Raw genomic sequence first — 17,354 nt, forward strand, 5'->3', positions numbered from 1 at the left:
GTCGCTGTTTTCGGCTACGCTGTCGCTCCCCCGCCCCGGCCGCGCCATGAGCCTCTCCCCGCCCCCGTTCCTCGACGCCGTCCGCGACCGCGGCTTCTGTTTCGTCGAGGCCGATGTCATGCGGGCCTGGCTGGAGGATGAAGGTTCACTCGGGGACTGGGGCCCCTTCGTCGACAGCTGGAACCGGCTCGAACCGGACCGCTACCTGGCCCAACTCGGCAAGCAGCGCCGTCGCCGGCATGCGGTGTTCCGGCTCGAACACGGTGTCGAGGGCGCGCGCGTGCAGCCCTGCCCCCACCAGCCGCACTACCAGAGCCTGGCCTACAACACGCTGCAGGGCGACATCGAGCGCTGGTTCGAGCCGATCGAAGCGAGCGTCGCACAGGGCGAGAGCCTGAAGGCGATCCTGCGCCACTGCCATGCGCTGTTCGCCTCCCTGGCGCCGGGCGTCGCCGCCTGGCACGCCGAGGTCCACCAGTTCCGGATCGAGGCGCAGGCGGATGTCCCGGGGCAACCCACGCCCGAAGGCATGCACCGCGATGGGGTCGACTACGTGCTGGTGCTGATGGTCGACCGGGAGAACGTGGCCCGCGGCACCACCCGCATCCACGACATGCAAGGCCGCGAAGTGGGTGCCTTCACCCTCGCGCGCGCCTTCGATGCCGCCCTGGTCGACGATGCCCGCGTCTTCCACGGTGTCACGCCGGTCGAAGCCCTCGACCCCGCGCTGCCCTCGCACCGGGACGTGCTGGTGGTGACCCTTCGCGACGCCGACCGCACGCCGGATCCCGGCCTTCAGCCCAGGTAGGTGCTCTGCTGCGGCAGGTGGTTGAGCGTCGTGCGCGTGGGCGGGCGACCCAGCCGCGGCTCCCCGACGTCGGCATAGCCCGCATCCCAGGCACGGGGTGGCGGCCATAGGGGACGTGCGCTGCCATCGATGGCGCGCCGGATGTCGTCCGCCGGCAACTGCGGCGCGAGCAGGCGGATCAGGTCGACGGTGTAATCGCGCAGCACCCGACCCGAGGGCACCAGGGCCCAGGCCACGCACTCCGGCAGGCTGGACTCGACCTCGAGCACCGCGAACTCCTCCCGGTCGGCATCCTCCACTGCCAGCTCGCCAACCAGCCCCACCCCCAGGCCAGCGCGCACGTACACCTTGATGAGGTCCGCATCCTGCGCGGAACAGGCGAAGCGTGCACGCAGGCCCGCCTGCCCGAGCACCCGCCGCAGCGACGAGTCAGGCCGCCGCGACGCGTCGTAGGTCACCAGCGCATGCCGTGCGAGTTCCACCAGGGTCACCGGGCGGTCCAGGCTGGCCAGCGGATGGACGCGCGGCACCATCACCACGCGCTTCCAGCTGAACAGGGGCAGGGAAATCCCCGCCGGGACCCGGTCGCCCGCGGTGCTGAGCAGGATCATGTCGGCCCGGCTGTCCTCCAGCCGTTCGGTCGGCTCCCCTTCGCCCAGGTGGTGGATGCGCACGTCCAGCTGCGGATAGCGCTTGGTCAGGATGGCGAGCACGGGCGGCAGCAGGTGCCGTGCATAGGTCTGGGGCATCGTCAGGTTGAGCTCGCCGGCGCCCTCGCCCCGCACATTGGCGGCATAGGCGCGGATGTTGCCCACGTCATTGACGATCCGGCGCGCGAGGCGGATCACTTCCTGTCCGGCGGGCGTGATCCCGGCGATGCTCCGGCCACGCCGCGCCAGCACCTGGAAGCCCAACTCGTCCTCCAGCAGCTTCAGGTGCCGTGACAGGCTGGGCTGGCTGGCATGCATGGTTTCGGCGGCCGCGCTGATGTTCAGCTCGGCCTCGACGATTGCCAACAGGCAACGGAGTTCTTTCAATGTCATGCGGCAACATCCTTGCGTCATCCAGCAAACAACACGCAGCCGTCCGACGACGGCAACGCTGCGAGATCGCAGGACCGCTCTGTACCGCTCCTGGCCATGCCCATGAGCCGGAGCCGGCCCACCTCTTGTGGTGCTCGTATATCGATATACCACGGCAGGACCGAGCCCGGTCAAGCCGGGAGCGGAGTTCCGCGTACCGGTGTCTCAAAGACGACGACGGACTTATAGAGAAAACAAATAAGCAAATCCGGAGATTCACTCAAACGATTGCCGGATAAGCTCATTTGATATCGGCATTGGACGCACGCCGTCACGCGCAGTTCACTTGGGCCGTCGGCACGAGGGGGAGGCCATGCAACGGGGCGCCTAGTCCACGCCCCGTTGCATGGCGCAGGGTAACGGCCGCGCATGACGGTTCCATGTGATGCGCACCAGTCCGGGCACCTGATCGCGTTGTGTCGTCAGCCATCGCGTACAGGCCCCGCCTTCACGGCGGAACCAGGGGAAAGGCCCAACGCGTTTGCGATCAGACCCGCGGACACGCGTGTACCGCGGCAACACTCAGTACAGCCAGTGAGGGTAGTATCGTGAATCGCAGAAAGACCATTCTTGCCGCATCCGTCGGCGCCGTGTTGATGCTTGGTGCCGGCCACGCCAGTGCCGCCGACGCCGAGCTGCGTCTCGCCAAGGCGCCGATCGAAGGCCGTTACATCGTCGTGCTGAAGGACGACGCCGCCAGTCTCGGCTTCGAGGCCGCCTCCAACAAGCCCAGCATCTCCAGCGTGGCGCAGTCGTTCCAGCGCAACCGCAGCCGCCGCGGCGGCCGCGGCAACGTCGTCCGGACCTACCAGAGCGCGCTGCGCGGCTTCGTCGTCGACGCCAACGACGAAGAGCTGGCGCAGATCCTCGCCGACGATCGCGTGGCCTTCGTCGAGGAAGACGGCTACATGCACATCGCCGCGACGCAGAACAACGCGACCTGGGGCCTCGACCGCGTCGACCAGCGCAACCTGCCGCTGAGCGGAACCTACACCTACAACACCAACGCCAGCGGCGTGCACGCGTATATCGTCGATACCGGCATCCGCGCGACCCACAACGAGTTCAGCGGCCGCATGGGCAATGGCTACACGGCCATCAACGACGGCAACGGCACCAACGACTGCCAGGGCCACGGCACGCATGTCGCCGGCACCGTCGGCGGCACCACCTACGGCGTCGCCAAGGGCGTCACCCTCCACGCGGTGCGCGTGCTGGGCTGCGATGGCACCGGCAGCTATTCCGGCATCATCGCCGGCATGGACTGGGTCACCCAGAACCACGTCAAGCCGGCCGTCGCCAACATGAGCCTCGGCGGCGGCGCTTCGTCGTCGGTCGACCAGGCCGTGGCCCGCATGACCAACGCCGGCGTCACCGTCGTCGTCGCTGCCGGCAACGACAACGGCAATGCCTGCAACTACTCGCCGGCCCGCGCCGCGTCGGCGATCACCGTCGGCTCGACCACCTCGTCCGACGCGCGCTCCTCGTTCTCCAACTACGGCACGTGCCTGGACCTCTACGGGCCGGGTTCGTCCATCACCTCGGCGTGGCACACCAGCAACTCGGCCACCAACAGCATCAGCGGCACCTCCATGGCCTCGCCGCACGTGGCAGGCATCGCCGCGCTGTACCTCGCCGGCAACCCGAACGCGAGCGTGAGCCAGGTGACCAACGCGATCACCAGCAACGCCACCCCGAACAAGGTCAGCGACGCCCGTTCCGGCTCGCCGAACCTGCTCGCCTACAGCATCTTCGGCGGCGGTACCGATCCGGACCCCGATCCCGATCCGGATCCCACCCCGGGCAGCCTGCAGAAGGGCGTGCCGGTGAGCGTGAACGGCGCCTCGGGCTCGGAGACCCGCTACACCTTCACCGTGCCGGCCGGGGCCAGCAACCTCAGCTTCAACACCAGCGGCGGCAGCGGCGATGCCGACCTGTACGTCCGCTTCGGCGCGGCGCCGACCACCAGCACCTATGACTGCCGCCCGTATCGCAACGGCAACACCGAGAGCTGCACCTTCGCCAGCCCGCAGGCCGGGACCTGGCACGTCATGCTGCGTGGCTACAGCGCCTTCAACGGCCTGAGCCTGGTGGCGGACTACCAGGGCGGCGGCGGCAACCCGAACCCGGGCGAGCCGTGCACGGGCTGCGACAAGTACAGCGGTTCGTTGTCCGGGACCGGCAGCTCCGCGGTGCAGCCCAACGGCAACTACTACCAGTCGGGCGCTGGCGCCCAGAGGGGCTGGCTGCGCGGTCCGGCCGGCACCGACTTCGACCTGGAACTGTACCGCTGGAGCGGCTACGGCTGGACCAAGGTTGCCGAGTCCACCACGCCCAGCAGCGAGGAGTCGGTGAACTACAACGGTTCGGCCGGCTACTACTACTGGCGCGTGCTGTCGTACTCCGGCAGCGGCAGCTACGACCTGTGGCTGGATACCCCGTAAGCGGCCCTGCCACCCGCCTTTGATCAGGGCGGTTGGACGTCCACATGAGCCCCGGCCTGCCCGGGGCTCATGCTTTTGGGCGGATGGGGGCGTCGCGGCGTGCCTGGCGGCCGGCGCGGTTCCGGCACGCGATCACGCAACGGGACACCTGTCCCAATGAGGGCGCCTTCCGCCCCGCGCCCCGAATCCGTGCACTGCGGCGGCTTCGCTCCGGCACTCCGTCTCAGTTACCGCCGCTTTCAGGCCCGAGGCTGAAAGACGAATGACTCATCTGATATTGGTATTGGACGCCAGCCTTCGCGGCGCGTTCACTTGGGACGCCGGCCGCGGGGGAGCCAAGTGCCGGGTCGCCCCTGTCCAGGCCCCAGCACGGCTCAAGCGTATCGGCTGCGCATGACGAGTTCATGAAACGCGCGGCCAACGTTTGCATCTGCACTTCGTACCGGCTGCCATCGCACGTCGGCGCTGCCATCCCATGGCAGCCCAGGGGAAGTCCGACACGCGTTTGCGATCGACACCGCGGCGGCATGAGGCCCCGCGGAACATCAATACAGCCAGTGAGGGTAGTATCGTGAATCGCAGAAAGACCATTCTTGCCGCATCCGTCGGCGCCGTGCTGATGCTCGGTGCCGGCCACGCCAGTGCCGCCGACGCCGAACTGCGTCTTGCCAAGGCACCGGTCGAAGGCCGTTACATCGTGGTACTGAAGGACGAAGCCGCCAGCCTCGGCATGGAAGCCGCGTCCAACAAGCCCAGCGTCGCCTCCGTCGCGCAGTCGTTCCAGCGCAACCGCAGCCGCCGCGGCGGCCGCGGCAACGTCGTCCGGACCTACCAGAGCGCGCTGCGCGGCTTCGTCGTCGACGCCAACGACGAAGAGCTGGCACAGATCCTCGCCGACGATCGCGTGGCCTTCGTCGAGGAAGACGGCCTGGTGAGCATCTCCGCGACGCAGAACAATGCCACCTGGGGCATCGACCGCGTCGACCAGCGCAACCTGCCGCTGAGCGGAACCTACACCTACGACACCAACGCCAGCGGCGTGCACGCGTACATCATCGACACCGGCGTGCGTGGCAGCCACAACGAGTTCAGCGGCCGCATGAGCAATGGCTACACGGCCATCAACGACGGCAACGGCACCAACGACTGCAACGGCCACGGCACGCATGTCGCCGGCACCGTCGGCGGCACCACCTACGGCGTCGCCAAGGGCGTCACGGTGCACCCGGTCCGCGTGCTGGGCTGCGACGGTTCGGGCACCAACTCCGGCGTGATCGCCGGCATGGACTGGGTCGCGCAGAACCACGTCAAGCCGGCCGTCGCCAACATGAGCCTCGGCGGCGGCGCCTCGTCGGCCACCGACCAGGCCGTGGCCCGCATGACCAACGCCGGCGTCACCGTCGTCGTCGCCGCCGGCAACGACAACGGCAATGCCTGCAACTACTCGCCGGCCCGCGCCGCGTCGGCGATCACCGTCGGCTCGACCACCTCGTCCGACGCGCGTTCCTCGTTCTCCAACTACGGCACCTGCCTGGACATCTACGCCCCGGGTTCGTCCATCACATCGGCGTGGCACACCAGCAACTCGGCCACCAACAGCATCAGCGGTACCTCGATGGCCTCGCCGCACGTGGCGGGCATCGCGGCGCTGTACCTGGCGAGCAATGCGAATGCCTCGCCGAGCCAGGTGACCAACGCGATCACCAGCAACGCCACCCCGAACAAGGTCAGCGACGCCAAGTCCGGCTCGCCAAACCTGCTGGCCTACAGCATCTTCGGCGGCGGCAATCCCGATCCTGATCCCGATCCGGACCCGACCCCCGGCCAGCTGCAGAAGGGCGTGCCGGTGAGCGTGAACGGGGCCTCGGGCTCGCAGACCCGTTACACCTTCACCGTGCCGGCCGGCGCCACCAACCTGACCTTCACCACCAGCGGCGGCAGCGGCGATGCCGACCTGTACGTCCGCTTCGGTGCGGCACCCACCACCAGCACCTATGACTGCCGCCCGTACAAGAACGGCAATGCCGAGGACTGCAGCTTCGCGTCTCCGCAGGCCGGCACCTGGCACGTCATGCTGAACGGCTACAGCGCCTTCAACGGCCTGAGCCTGGTGGCGGACTACCAGGGCGGCGGCGGCAACCCGAATCCGGGCGAGCCGTGCACGGGCTGCGACAAGTACAGCGGCTCGCTGACCGGCACCGGCAGCTCCGCGGTGCAGCCCAACGGCAACTACTACCAGTCGGGCGCTGGCGCCCAGAAGGGCTGGCTGCGCGGTCCGGCCGGCACCGACTTCGACCTGGAACTCTACCGCTGGAGCGGTTCGGGTTGGAGCAAGGTCGCCGAGTCCACCACGCCCAGCAGCGAGGAGTCGGTGAACTACAACGGTTCGGCCGGGTACTACTACTGGCGCGTGCTGTCGTACTCCGGCAGCGGCAGCTACGACCTGTGGCTGGATACCCCGTAAGCGGGCCCGCCACCCGCCTTTGAACAGGCAGGTTGAAGCACACGCGAGCCCCGGCCAGCCCGGGGCTCGCGTTTTCTTGAAGGCCCGATACCGATCCCGCCACCGGGCATGACGGCCACCCGGCTGCCCGCACGCCACAGCGTGGAGGTGAGGACATCGCCCCCCGGAGCACTCGGCCGGCGACGCAGCACCCAGGGGCCGCACCCGCCCTTCCGGACCTTGGATGACAGGCAATAAAAAGCCCCGCAGGCAGGGGGGGCCGGCGGGGCTGGGGAACGGCGCCTGGGGAGGGGCAGACCGTTCCGGGGGGATCACTCCAGGGGAGGGGAGAGATCTCGCGACAGGCGTTGCACCTGTCGCGACCTATATGACCACTTTCCACATGGATGGTTCGTGAAGATTCCGGTTAAGAAAATGTTGGATTCAGATTGGGTTCACGGCGCCAAATCGGGCAAACACTCACATCGCTGAATGCCTTTGTTTTCAAGGGTTCCAGCGGCTCAATGCGCTTCTTCCCAATTGCTTCCCACGCCGCTGTCGACGACCAGCGGAACGCGTAGCTCCGCAGCCGCGCACATGCGCTCGACCACCGCTTCCAGGAGTGTGTCGACGAAACCGGTCTCCACCTCGAACACGAGCTCGTCGTGGACCTGCAGCACCATCAGTGCGTGCTCGCGATGCGCCTCCAGCCAGCCATCGATGTCGATCATGGCGCGCTTGATGATGTCGGCAGCCGTGCCCTGCATCGGCGCATTGATCGCCGCGCGCTCGGCACCGGCCCGCAGGCCCTGGTTGCGGGCATGGATCTGGTCGAGATAGAGGCGCCGGCCGAATACCGTCTCCACGTAGCCGCGTTCGCGCGCCTGTTCGCGCGTGCGCTCCATGAACTCCCGGACACCCGGATAGCGATTGAAGTACTGGGCGATGTAGTCCTGCGCTTCGCCCCTCGGCACGCCCAGCTGCTTCGCCAGGCCAAAGGCGCTCATGCCGTACATCAGGCCGAAGTTGATCGCCTTCGCGGCTCGCCGCTCGTTCGGCTCGACGGCGTCGATCGGCTTGCCGAAGACCTCGGCCGCCGTCGCGCGGTGGATGTCCGCGCCCGACGCGAAGGCCTCGACCAGGCCGGCATCACCGGACAGGTGCGCCATGATCCTCAATTCGATCTGCGAGTAGTCGCAGGCGACGATGCGCCGCCCTTCCGGCGCCACGAAGGCGGTGCGGATGCGGCGCCCGTCGTCGGTGCGGATCGGGATGTTCTGCAGGTTCGGGTCGCTGGAGGCCAGCCGACCCGTGGCCGCGCCGGCCTGGTGGTAGCTGGTGTGCACGCGGCCCGTGTCCGGATTGATCATCTCCGGCAGCTTGTCGGTATAGGTGCTGCGCAGCTTGGCCAGCCCGCGATACTCGAGGATCACCCGCGGCAGCTCGTGCTGGTCGGCGATCGCTTCCAGCGCTTCCTCGTTGGTGCTGGGCGCGCCCTTGGGGGTCTTCACCAGGGCCGGCAGTCCTAGTTCGTCGAACAGCAGCGCGCCGAGCTGCTTGGGCGAATCGAGGTTGAACGTGCGCCCGGCCAGCTCCGTCGCCTTCTGCTGGGCGGCGAGCATGCGCCTGGAGAGGTCGGCGGACTGCCGGCGCAGCTCGTCGGCGTCGACGCGGACGCCGTTGGCCTCGATGCGCTCGAGCACCTGCACCAGCGGCATCTCGATGTCGCGGTAGACGCGCTCGAGCGTGGGTTCCTGCGCGAGACGGGCGGACAGCACGCGATGCAGGCGCAGGGTGACGTCGGCATCCTCGGCGGCGTAGCGGGTGGCGTCGTCCAGCGCCACCTTGTCGAAGGTGATCGCCTTGGCGCCCTTGCCAGCGACGTCGGCGTACTTGACCGTCTCGTAGCCCAGGTAGTGGCGGGCGAGCGAGTCCATGTCGTGGCGGGTCGCCGTGGCATTGAGCACGAAGCTCTCGAGCATGGTGTCGTCGGCGTAGCCGCGCACCTCGACGCCGTGGCGACGCAGCACCTGCAGGTCGTACTTGCCGTGCTGGCCGACCTTGCGGATCGCGGCGTCCTGCAGCACCGGGCGGAGCGCATCGAGCACGGCCCCACGGTCGAGCTGCGCGGGCATGCCGGGGTAGTCGTGGGCGACCGGGATGTAGCAGGCCTCGCCCGGGTCGATGGCGAAGCTCAAGCCCACCAGGTTCGCCTGCATCGGGTCGAGCGCATCGGTCTCGCAGTCGAAGGCGAACCCGTCGGCCGATGCAAGGCGTGCCGTCCAGGCGTCCAACGCCTCGCCGCTGTCCACGCAGGTGTATTCGCCCGGCGCCGCCAGCGCCGGATCGGGCGCCTCGCCGGTCGGCGCGGATTTCGCGTAGCCGGCGGCGGTGTTGCGCGTACCGGCCTGCCCCGCGGCCGAGGCCCGGTCGTCGCTCGCGGCGCCACCGTCCAGGTCCTTCAGTGCCTGCTTGAAACCGTACCGGGCGTAGAGCGTGCGCAGGACGCCCGTGTCGGCGTCGCGCAGGGCCAGGTCGGTCGGCCCGGCATCGAGCGCGACGTCGGTCCGGATCGTCACGAGGGTGCGGTTGAGCGGCAGGCGGTCGAGCGCCTCGCGCAGGTTGTCGCCGATCTTGCCCTTGATTTCGTCGGCGTGCTCGATGACCCCGTCGAGGCTGTCGTAGGCCTCCAGCCACTTGGCGGCGGTCTTGGGGCCGCACTTGGTCACGCCGGGGACGTTGTCGACCGCATCGCCCATCAGCGCCAGGTAGTCGACGATCTGGTCCGGCCTGACCCCGAACTTGTCCATCACGGCCGCGTCCGAGTCCATCCGGCTGCCGGACATCGTATTGACCAGTCCGACGTGCGGGCGGACGAGCTGGGCGAAGTCCTTGTCGCCGGTGGAGATCGTCACGTCGATGCCGTCGGCCGCCGCCTGCAACGCGAGCGTGCCGATCACGTCGTCGGCCTCCACGCCCGGCACCCGCAGGATCGGCATGCCCAGCGCCTCGACGATGTCGCACATCGGCTGCACCTGCGCGCGAAGCTCGTCTGGCATCGGCGGGCGGTTCGCCTTGTAGTCGGCGTACAGCTCGTCGCGGAAGGTCTTGCCCGGCGCATCGACCACGAAGGCAACGTACTCCGGCCGCTCCTTGAGGGTGGAGCGCAGCATGTTGACGACGCCGAACAGCGCGCCGGTGGGCTCGCCGGCCTCGTTGCTCAGGGGTGGCAGCGCGTGGAAGGCGCGGTAGAGGTAGCTGGATCCGTCGATCAGGACCAGGCGTCGGGCATCGGTCTCCATGCCCCGATTCTACGCGTGCGCGACCCGCATCCGGTCGCGGGCGCTCACGTCACCGGCGCATCGGACCGCGTATGCTCGGCGCTCGTCCCGTTGCTGCAAGGAATCCGCCATGCGCCTGATCCTCCTCGCCTCCCTCTCGCTCGTCCTGGGGGCCTGCGCGACCACCGGCGCGGGCGACCCCACCACGAACCTGGTCAACCCGCAGGTGGTCCGGACCGAGCATGCCAACGGCGACGTGACCGAGGAATACCGCGTCAACGGCCAGTTGCGCGTGGTCAAGGTGACCCCCGCGCGCGGCCCGGTCTATTACCTGCAGGACCAGAACGGCGATGGGCAGCCGGACAACGGCGAAACCGTGTCCCCGGTGATGTGGAAGCTGTTCGAGTGGGATTGACGCACGCAGGCCCAAGCGGCCCCCGCCCATGAAAAAGCCGACGCAGCTGCGTCGGCTTTTTCGTTCCGCCCGGCGGCCGGGCCGCGGGCGAGGGCGCGGTGCTTAGAGCGCGGCGTCCTTGAGCTTCTTCAGCGGACGCACCTTGACCTTGACGGTCGCCGGCTTGGCCGCGAAGACCTGCTCCTGCTTGGTGAAGGGGTTGATGCCCTTGCGCTTCGGCTTGGCCGGCACCTTGACGGCGGTGACCTTCAGCAGGCCCGGCAGGGTGAACGAACCCACGCCCTTCTTGCTGATCGAACCGGCGACGGCGCCTTCCAGCGAAGCGAGCACGGCGCGCACGTCCTTCGGGGCCACGCCGGAATCGTTGGCGAGGTGGGCGACCAGACCGGACTTGGTCAGGGTCTCCTTGATCGCCTTCGGCGCGGCCGGCTTGGCGGCAGCGGCCTTCTTCGGTGCAGCTTTCTTCGGTGCAGCTTTCTTCGCGGTCTTCTTCGTTGCCATGCGTGTCCCCTGGATGGGTTGGGTGATGTGATGTGCCTGGAATCCCCCGGCAACCCGGAATGTAGGGCATGGCCGGGGCCGCGCCAAGCGTTTTTGCGGGGAAAAAGCGCGATTCCGGCCCGCGAAACAGAAAAAGTGGCTTGGAAGCGCCCCCGGACGCGCCTCAGGCGGGCTGCAGGTTGGCGTAGGCCAGCACCAGCCACTTGCTGCCGGCCTCTTCGAAATTGACCTGCACGCGGGCGTGGGCACCGCTGCCTTCGTAGTCCGTCACGGTGCCGGGACCGAACTTCGGGTGCGACACCGCCGCGCCCAGCGGGATCGACGGGGACTCGATGGCGGCATGGCCGGCCATGCGCCGCGGCGCGGCCATCGGCCGCGACACCTGCACCTTCGGCCGGACCTCGTGCAGCAGCACGGCGGGGATCTCGCGCAGGAAGCGCGACGGCATGCCGTACATGTCCATGCCGTGGATGCGCCGGCTTTCGGCGTAGCTCAGCACCAGTTTCTGGCGCGCGCGGGTGATGCCGACGTAGGCCAGCCGCCGCTCTTCCTCCAGCCGACCGTGCTCCTCGGTCGACTTGCCACTCGGGAACAGGCCTTCCTCCAGGCCACCGAGGAACACCAGCGGGAACTCCAGCCCCTTCGCGCTGTGCAGGGTCATGAGCTGCACACCGTCCTCGCCGGCCTGCGCCTGGCCCTCGCCGGCCTCGAGCGAGGCATAGCTGAGGAAGGCGACCAGTTCCGGCATCGCCTCGGCATCCTCCTCGTCCGCGCGGACGAAGCGCGAGGCCACCGACACCAGCTCGTCGAGGTTGTCCGTGCGCGAGTCCAACTGGCCGCGCGATTCGTTCGCATAGTGCTCGCGCAAGCCGGAACGGGCCAGTACATGGTCGATCTTCTCCGGCAGCGGCATGTCCGCCAGTTCGCGGTCGAGGCCGTCGATGAGCTGCACGAAGGCCGCCAGCGCGTTGCGCGAGCGTGCCGCCAGGCCGGTTTCGGTGCTGATGCGCTGCGCTGCGTCCCACAACGGGATGCGGTCGGCACGCGCGCGTCGGCGCACCTCGTCCAGCGTGCGCTCGCCGATGCCGCGCGCGGGCGTGTTGACCGATCGCTCGAAGGCCGTATCGTCGCCGCGGTTCGACACCAGCCGAAGGTAGGCCAGCGTGTCCTTGATTTCGGCGCGCTCGAAGAAGCGCAGCCCGCCATACACGCGGTAGGGCAGCTGTTCGGTGAGCAGTGCCTCTTCGAACACGCGCGACTGGGCATTGCTGCGGTAGAGGATCGCGATCTCGCCGTGGCTGCCGCCATCGCGCACCCACTGGCGGATCCGCTCGACGACGAAGCGCGCCTCGTCGATCTCGTTGTAGGCGGCGTACAGGTCGATCGGCTCGCCCTCGCCGGTATCGGTCCACAGCTTCTTGCCGAGCCGGTCCGGGTTGTGCGCGATCACCGCGTTGGCGGCGTCGAGGATGTTGGCGCTGGAACGGTAGTTCTGCTCGAGGCGGATCGTCTGGGCACCCTCGAAATCACGCAGGAAGCGCTGCATGTTCTCGACCTTGGCGCCACGCCAGCCATAGATCGACTGATCGTCGTCGCCGACCACGAAGACCTGTCCGTCATCACCGGCCAGCACGCGCACGAAGGCGTACTGGATCGCGTTGGTGTCCTGGAACTCATCGACCAGGATCTGGCGGAAGCGGTGGCGGTAGTGCGCGAGCAGGGCCGGGTTGTCGCGCAGCAGTTCGTGCGCGCGCAGCAGCAGCTCGGCGAAGTCCACCAGGCCGGCGCGGTCGCAGCGCTCCTGGTAAGCGGCGTAGACCTTGCGCATGACGTCGGTCCACTCGTCCTGCCCGCCCTGGAGATGCTGCGGGCGGCGGCCCTCGTCCTTCTGCGCGTTGATCCACCAGGCGATCTGCCGCGGCGGGAAACGGCTGTCGTCGATCTCCAGCGACTGCACCACGCGCTTGACCAGGCGCTGCTGGTCATCCGAGTCGAGCACCTGGAAGGTCTCGGGCAGCTTCGCTTCCTGCCAGTGCAGGCGCAGCAGGCGGTGCGCGAGGCCGTGGAAGGTGCCGATCCACATGCCACGCGCGCCGTTGGCGAGCTGGCCATCGACACGCGCGCGCATCTCGCCGGCCGCCTTGTTGGTGAAGGTGACCGCGAGGATGCCGTGGGTCGGCACGCCGAAGACTTCGTTGAGCCAGGCAATGCGGTGGGTCAGCACGCGGGTCTTGCCGGAGCCGGCGCCGGCGAGGACGAGGTAGTGACCGGGAGGCGCGCTGACGGCCTCGCGCTGGGCCGGGTTCAGCCCGTCGAGCAGGTGGGAGACATCCATCCGGGCATTCTACCGGCCCGGGGGACGGGGCCGGGGCGGCATTGCAGGCTGGGCTCGCCGGGACAGAGGGGTGGGCTTGCCGGGGAACGCTGTCCTTACGGGCGAATGTCCCCCGGCGCCGGCTGAACGCCAGCGCCTCCTCCTTTATTTCGCCCCCAAGGACACCCTTCCCCGGCTACCGGACAGTGCAGGGCCGGTGCGTCAAGGAACGCCGTCGCGGCGGGCCGCGACGGAGCGCCGTGCGCGGCTCGCTCAATGCGCCGGTTTGTGCGCCTTTGCCGTTGCCGTGTTCATCAGCCTGTCGGTGTAGGCGATACCGATCGCGGACAGGATGAAGGCGCCGTGGATCACGGTCTGCCAGATGACGCCGGTCGTGGTGGTCGTGGTGCAGGTCTTCGTCGCCAGCATCGCGGCATTGCCTGCGGCGAGCTCGGCGGCGGCCTTTGCGGCGAGAACCGCGTCGGTGGTCCCGCACAGCGGCAGGCCCGCATCCATGGTGCCGGCCTCGATGAAGGTCTTCAGCAGGTGGATGGAGGAGATGCCGATGATCGCCATCGCCAGTTTCACCTTCAGCACGCTGGCGTTGACGTGGCTCAGCCACTCCGGCTGGTCGGGGTGGCCCTGCAGGTTCAGCCGCGATACGAAGGTCTCATAGCCACCGACGATCACCATCACCAGCAGGTTGGAGATCATCACCACGTCGATCAGGCCCAGCACGATCAGCATGATGCCCTGCTCGCTGAGGGTGTTCGCATCGTGGATGAGGTGCACCAGTTCCTTCATGAACAGGAACACGTACACGCACTGCGCGACGATCAGGCCGAGGTACAGCGGCAGCTGCAGCCAGCGGGAGCTGAAAATCAGGTAGGGCAGCGGGCCGAGGCGGGGATTCTGGAGCTTGGACATGCGACGGGGGCCAGTGAAGGTTCGGCGCAGCCTACCGACAGGCCGCGCGGTACGACAAGTACCGGCGCGGGCGGCCTGCCACGGGCGACGCGTACACTGGCCCTCCCTGTCGCCGGAGCCGCCCGATGATCGACCTGTACTACTGGCCCACCCCGAACGGCCACAAGATCACCCTGTTCCTCGAAGAGGCGGGGCTCGAGTACACCGTCCATCCGGTCGACATCGGCGCCGGCGACCAGTTCAAGCCGGACTTCCTGGCCTTCTCGCCGAACAACAAGATGCCGGCGATCATCGACCACGATCCCGTCGGCGGCGGCGAGCCGATCAGCGTGTTCGAATCCGGTGCGATCCTGCTGTACCTCGCGGAGAAGACCGGGCGGTTCCTGCCGGCCGAACCGCGCGCCCGCATCGAGGCGCTGGAGTGGTTGTTCTGGCAGATGGCGGGCCTGGGCCCGATGACCGGCCAGTACGGCCATTTCCATGTCTACGCGCCCGAGCCCATTGCGTACGCCCGGGAGCGCTACGCGACCGAGGCCGCGCGTCTGCTGGGCGTGCTGGACCGCCGGCTGCAGGGGCGCGACTTCCTGGCCGGCGCCGACTACAGCATCGCCGACATGGCCGCATTCCCGTGGATCGACCCGTACGACAAGGCGCCCATGGACCTGTCGGAACTCGGCAACCTCCGGCGCTGGCGGGATGCCGTTGCCGCGCGTCCGGCCACGGCCCGGGCGATGGCGGTGGCGGAGCGTTTCCGCAGGCCCCGCGAGCTGACCGACGAGATGCGCCGCCACCTGTTCGGCACGCCGCCCAAGGCCTGAGCGGTCGTCACGCCCCCGCCATCACTTCCTCCGTATAACCGGACCCGCCCGACCGCATGAATGCCACGTTCGCCCGCTGCCTGCTCGCCATGACCCTGACTGTTGCCGTGTCGCCCAGCTTCGCCGCCCCCGCCGCGGCCACCCCCGGGAAGCTCACGCTGGAGGCGCTCGCCGGCGATGCTCCGCTGTCCGGCCCCAGCCTGATGAAACCCCGGATCGCCCCGGACGGATCGAAGGTCGGCTTCCTGCGCGGCAAGCCGGACAACCGCAACCGCCTCGACCTGTGGGCCTACGACATCGCCAGCGGCGAAACCCGGCGCCTGGTGGACGCGGACGACGTGCTGCCGCCCGACCGGGAGGTCCTGAGCGACGAGGAGAAGGCCCGCCGCGAGCGCCAGCGCATTGCGGGCCTGAGCGGCATCGTCGATTACCAGTGGGCGCCTGACGGTCGGCGGCTGCTGTTTCCGCTGGGCGGCGAGCTGTACCTCTACGACCTGGAGAAATCCGGGCGTGATGCGGTCCAGCAGCTGACCCAGGGCGAGGGCTTCGCCACCGACCCGCGCATCTCGCCGAAGGGCGGGTACGTCAGCTTCATCCGCGAACGCAACCTGTGGGTGATCGAACTGGCCACCGGCAAGGCCGCCCAGCTCACCCGTGATGGCAGCGACACCATCGGCAACGGGGTCGCCGAGTTCGTCGCCGACGAGGAAATGGCGCGCCACACCGGCTACTGGTGGGCGCCGGACGATTCCGCGATCGCCTACGCCCGCATCGACGAATCGCCGGTCCCGGTACAGAAGCGTTTCGAGGTCTACCCCGACCGCACCGACGTCGTGGAGCAGCGCTACCCGGCGGCGGGCGACCCGAACGTGCGCATCCAGCTGGCGGTGACCGCCCCCAAGGCCGGCGCCGCGCCGCGCTGGATCGACCTCGGCGAGGACGAGGACATCTACCTCGCGCGCGTGGCCTGGCGCGACGCCCGCCACCTGACCCACCAGTTGCAGTCGCGCAACCAGAAGCGGCTGGACCTGGTCGAGACCGACCTCAACAGTGGCCGGCAGCGGGTGCTCGCCACGGAGACCTCGCGGACCTGGGTGCCGCTGCACGACAACCTGCGTTTCCTGCAGGACGGGCGCGTCCTGTGGTCGAGCGAGCGCAGTGGCTTCCAGCACCTGTACCTGATCGACACGGACGGCAAGACCACCGCGCTGACCTCCGGCGACTGGCCGGTCGACAGCGTGCTCGCCGTCGACGAGGCCGCGGGCTTCGTCTACTTCGCCGCCGGCAAGGCGTCGCCGCTGGAGGTCCAGCTGTACCGCGTGCCGCTGGCAGGCGGCGACAGCGAGCGCCTGTCCGAGGCGCCCGGACTGCATGCCGCCACCTTCGCCGGCAATGCCAGCGTCTACGTGGACAACTGGTCCAACCCACAGACGCCGCCGCAGCTGACCCTGCACCACAACGATGGCCGCCTGATCGCCGCGCTGGTGGAGAACGACCTCGCCGACGCGGAACACCCCTACGCCCCCTATCGCGACGCGCACCGACCCATCGAGTACGGCACGCTGACCGCTGCCGACGGCGAGACGACCCTCCACTACAGCCTGCTCAAACCCTCGGACTTCGATCCGGGCCGGCGCTACCCGGTCGTCGTGTTCGTGTACGGCGGCCCGGCATCGCAGACCGTCAAGCGTGGCTGGGCGCCGGACTTCAACCAGTACCTGGCCCAGCAGGGCTACCTGGTGTTCTCGCTGGACAACCGGGGCACGCCGCGCCGCGGCGAAGCGTTCGGCGGCGCGCTGTACGGACGGCAGGGCACGGTGGAGGTCGAGGACCAGCTCCAGGGCGTCGAATGGCTGAAGTCGCAGCCTTTCGTCGACGGCGGCCACATCGGCGTGTACGGCTGGTCGAACGGCGGTTACATGACCCTGATGCTGCTGGCCAAGGCGTCGGATGCCTATGCCTGCGGCGTGGCGGGCGCGCCGGTCACCGACTGGGCGCTGTACGACACCCACTACACCGAGCGTTACATGAACCTCCCCGATGCCAATCCGGACGGATACCGCGAGGCGCGCGTGGTCGAACACGCCGCGGGCCTCCGTTCGCCGCTGCTGCTGATCCATGGGATGGCCGACGACAACGTGCTCTTCAGCCATTCGACGGCGCTGATGAGCGCACTGCAGGCGCGCAGCCAGCCCTTCGAGCTGATGGCCTATCCCGGCGCCAAGCATGGGCTGAAGGGTGCGGACCTGCTGCACCGGCTGCGGATGACCGAGGAATTCTTCGCCCGCTGCCTCAAGCCCGGCGCATGAGCGCGGGCGCAC

General features: G+C 68.7%; 11 protein-coding genes. 6 read left to right on the forward strand and 5 right to left on the reverse strand.

Annotated elements, in window-relative coordinates:
- Positions 1-46: 46 nt before the first annotated feature.
- Positions 47-808, forward strand: a complete 762-nt coding sequence (locus H4F99_RS01825; protein WP_182667997.1) for a 2OG-Fe dioxygenase family protein — start codon at positions 47-49, stop codon at positions 806-808.
- On the opposite strand, the gene H4F99_RS01830 is transcribed toward H4F99_RS01825, so the two are convergent.
- Complete coding sequence (locus H4F99_RS01830; RefSeq protein ID WP_182667998.1) at positions 796-1,851, reverse strand: LysR substrate-binding domain-containing protein; 1,056 nt, start codon at positions 1,849-1,851, stop codon at positions 796-798. The two genes, H4F99_RS01825 and H4F99_RS01830, sit on opposite strands and share 13 nt — an antisense overlap.
- 587 nt (positions 1,852-2,438) lie before the next feature.
- Between H4F99_RS01830 and H4F99_RS01835 the strand changes: the two genes are divergently transcribed.
- Entirely contained in the window at positions 2,439-4,334 is a 1,896-nt protein-coding gene (locus tag H4F99_RS01835) for a S8 family peptidase (RefSeq protein WP_220480983.1), read from the forward strand.
- A gap of 571 nt (positions 4,335-4,905) precedes the next feature.
- Positions 4,906-6,798, forward strand: coding sequence for a S8 family peptidase (locus tag H4F99_RS01840; protein WP_220480984.1), 1,893 nt, complete (start codon positions 4,906-4,908; stop codon positions 6,796-6,798).
- Positions 6,799-7,298: 500 nt separating this feature from the next.
- Here H4F99_RS01840 and polA read toward each other — a convergent pair whose 3' ends face one another.
- Complete coding sequence (polA, locus tag H4F99_RS01845) at positions 7,299-10,079, reverse strand: DNA polymerase I (protein ID WP_182667999.1); 2,781 nt, start codon at positions 10,077-10,079, stop codon at positions 7,299-7,301.
- Between the two features lie 109 nt (positions 10,080-10,188).
- On the opposite strand from polA, the gene H4F99_RS01850 reads away from it, so the two are divergent.
- A complete protein-coding gene (locus H4F99_RS01850; protein ID WP_182668000.1) occupies positions 10,189-10,473 on the forward strand; it encodes a DUF2782 domain-containing protein in 285 nt (94 codons plus the stop codon).
- Positions 10,474-10,575: 102 nt separating this feature from the next.
- Here the strand turns inward: H4F99_RS01850 and H4F99_RS01855 are convergent, their stop codons facing one another.
- From H4F99_RS01855 to H4F99_RS01865, 3 genes are all read right to left on the reverse strand, one after another.
- Positions 10,576-10,974 (reverse strand): HU family DNA-binding protein, encoded by a 399-nt coding sequence (locus H4F99_RS01855; RefSeq protein ID WP_182668001.1) that lies wholly within the window; start codon positions 10,972-10,974, stop codon positions 10,576-10,578.
- A 163-nt stretch (positions 10,975-11,137) separates the two neighbouring features.
- Positions 11,138-13,309 carry a DNA helicase II gene (gene uvrD / locus H4F99_RS01860; RefSeq protein WP_182668002.1) on the reverse strand — a complete coding sequence of 724 codons (2,172 nt, stop codon included), beginning with the start codon at positions 13,307-13,309 and terminating at the stop codon, positions 11,138-11,140.
- 252 nt (positions 13,310-13,561) lie between these two features.
- Positions 13,562-14,215 (reverse strand): TIGR00645 family protein, encoded by a 654-nt coding sequence (locus tag H4F99_RS01865; RefSeq protein WP_182668003.1) that lies wholly within the window; start codon positions 14,213-14,215, stop codon positions 13,562-13,564.
- 125 nt (positions 14,216-14,340) lie between these two features.
- Between H4F99_RS01865 and H4F99_RS01870 the strand changes: the two genes are divergently transcribed.
- Both H4F99_RS01870 and H4F99_RS01875 read left to right on the forward strand, forming a co-directional pair.
- Positions 14,341-15,033 carry a glutathione binding-like protein gene (locus tag H4F99_RS01870; RefSeq protein WP_182668004.1) on the forward strand — a complete coding sequence of 231 codons (693 nt, stop codon included), beginning with the start codon at positions 14,341-14,343 and terminating at the stop codon, positions 15,031-15,033.
- A gap of 89 nt (positions 15,034-15,122) precedes the next feature.
- Entirely contained in the window at positions 15,123-17,342 is a 2,220-nt protein-coding gene (locus H4F99_RS01875; protein ID WP_246371200.1) for a S9 family peptidase, read from the forward strand.
- The last annotated feature ends 12 nt before the right edge of the window (positions 17,343-17,354 follow it).

Source organism: Marilutibacter penaei (assembly GCF_014145395.1).
Taxonomy (GTDB): Bacteria; Pseudomonadota; Gammaproteobacteria; order Xanthomonadales; family Xanthomonadaceae; genus Marilutibacter; species Marilutibacter penaei.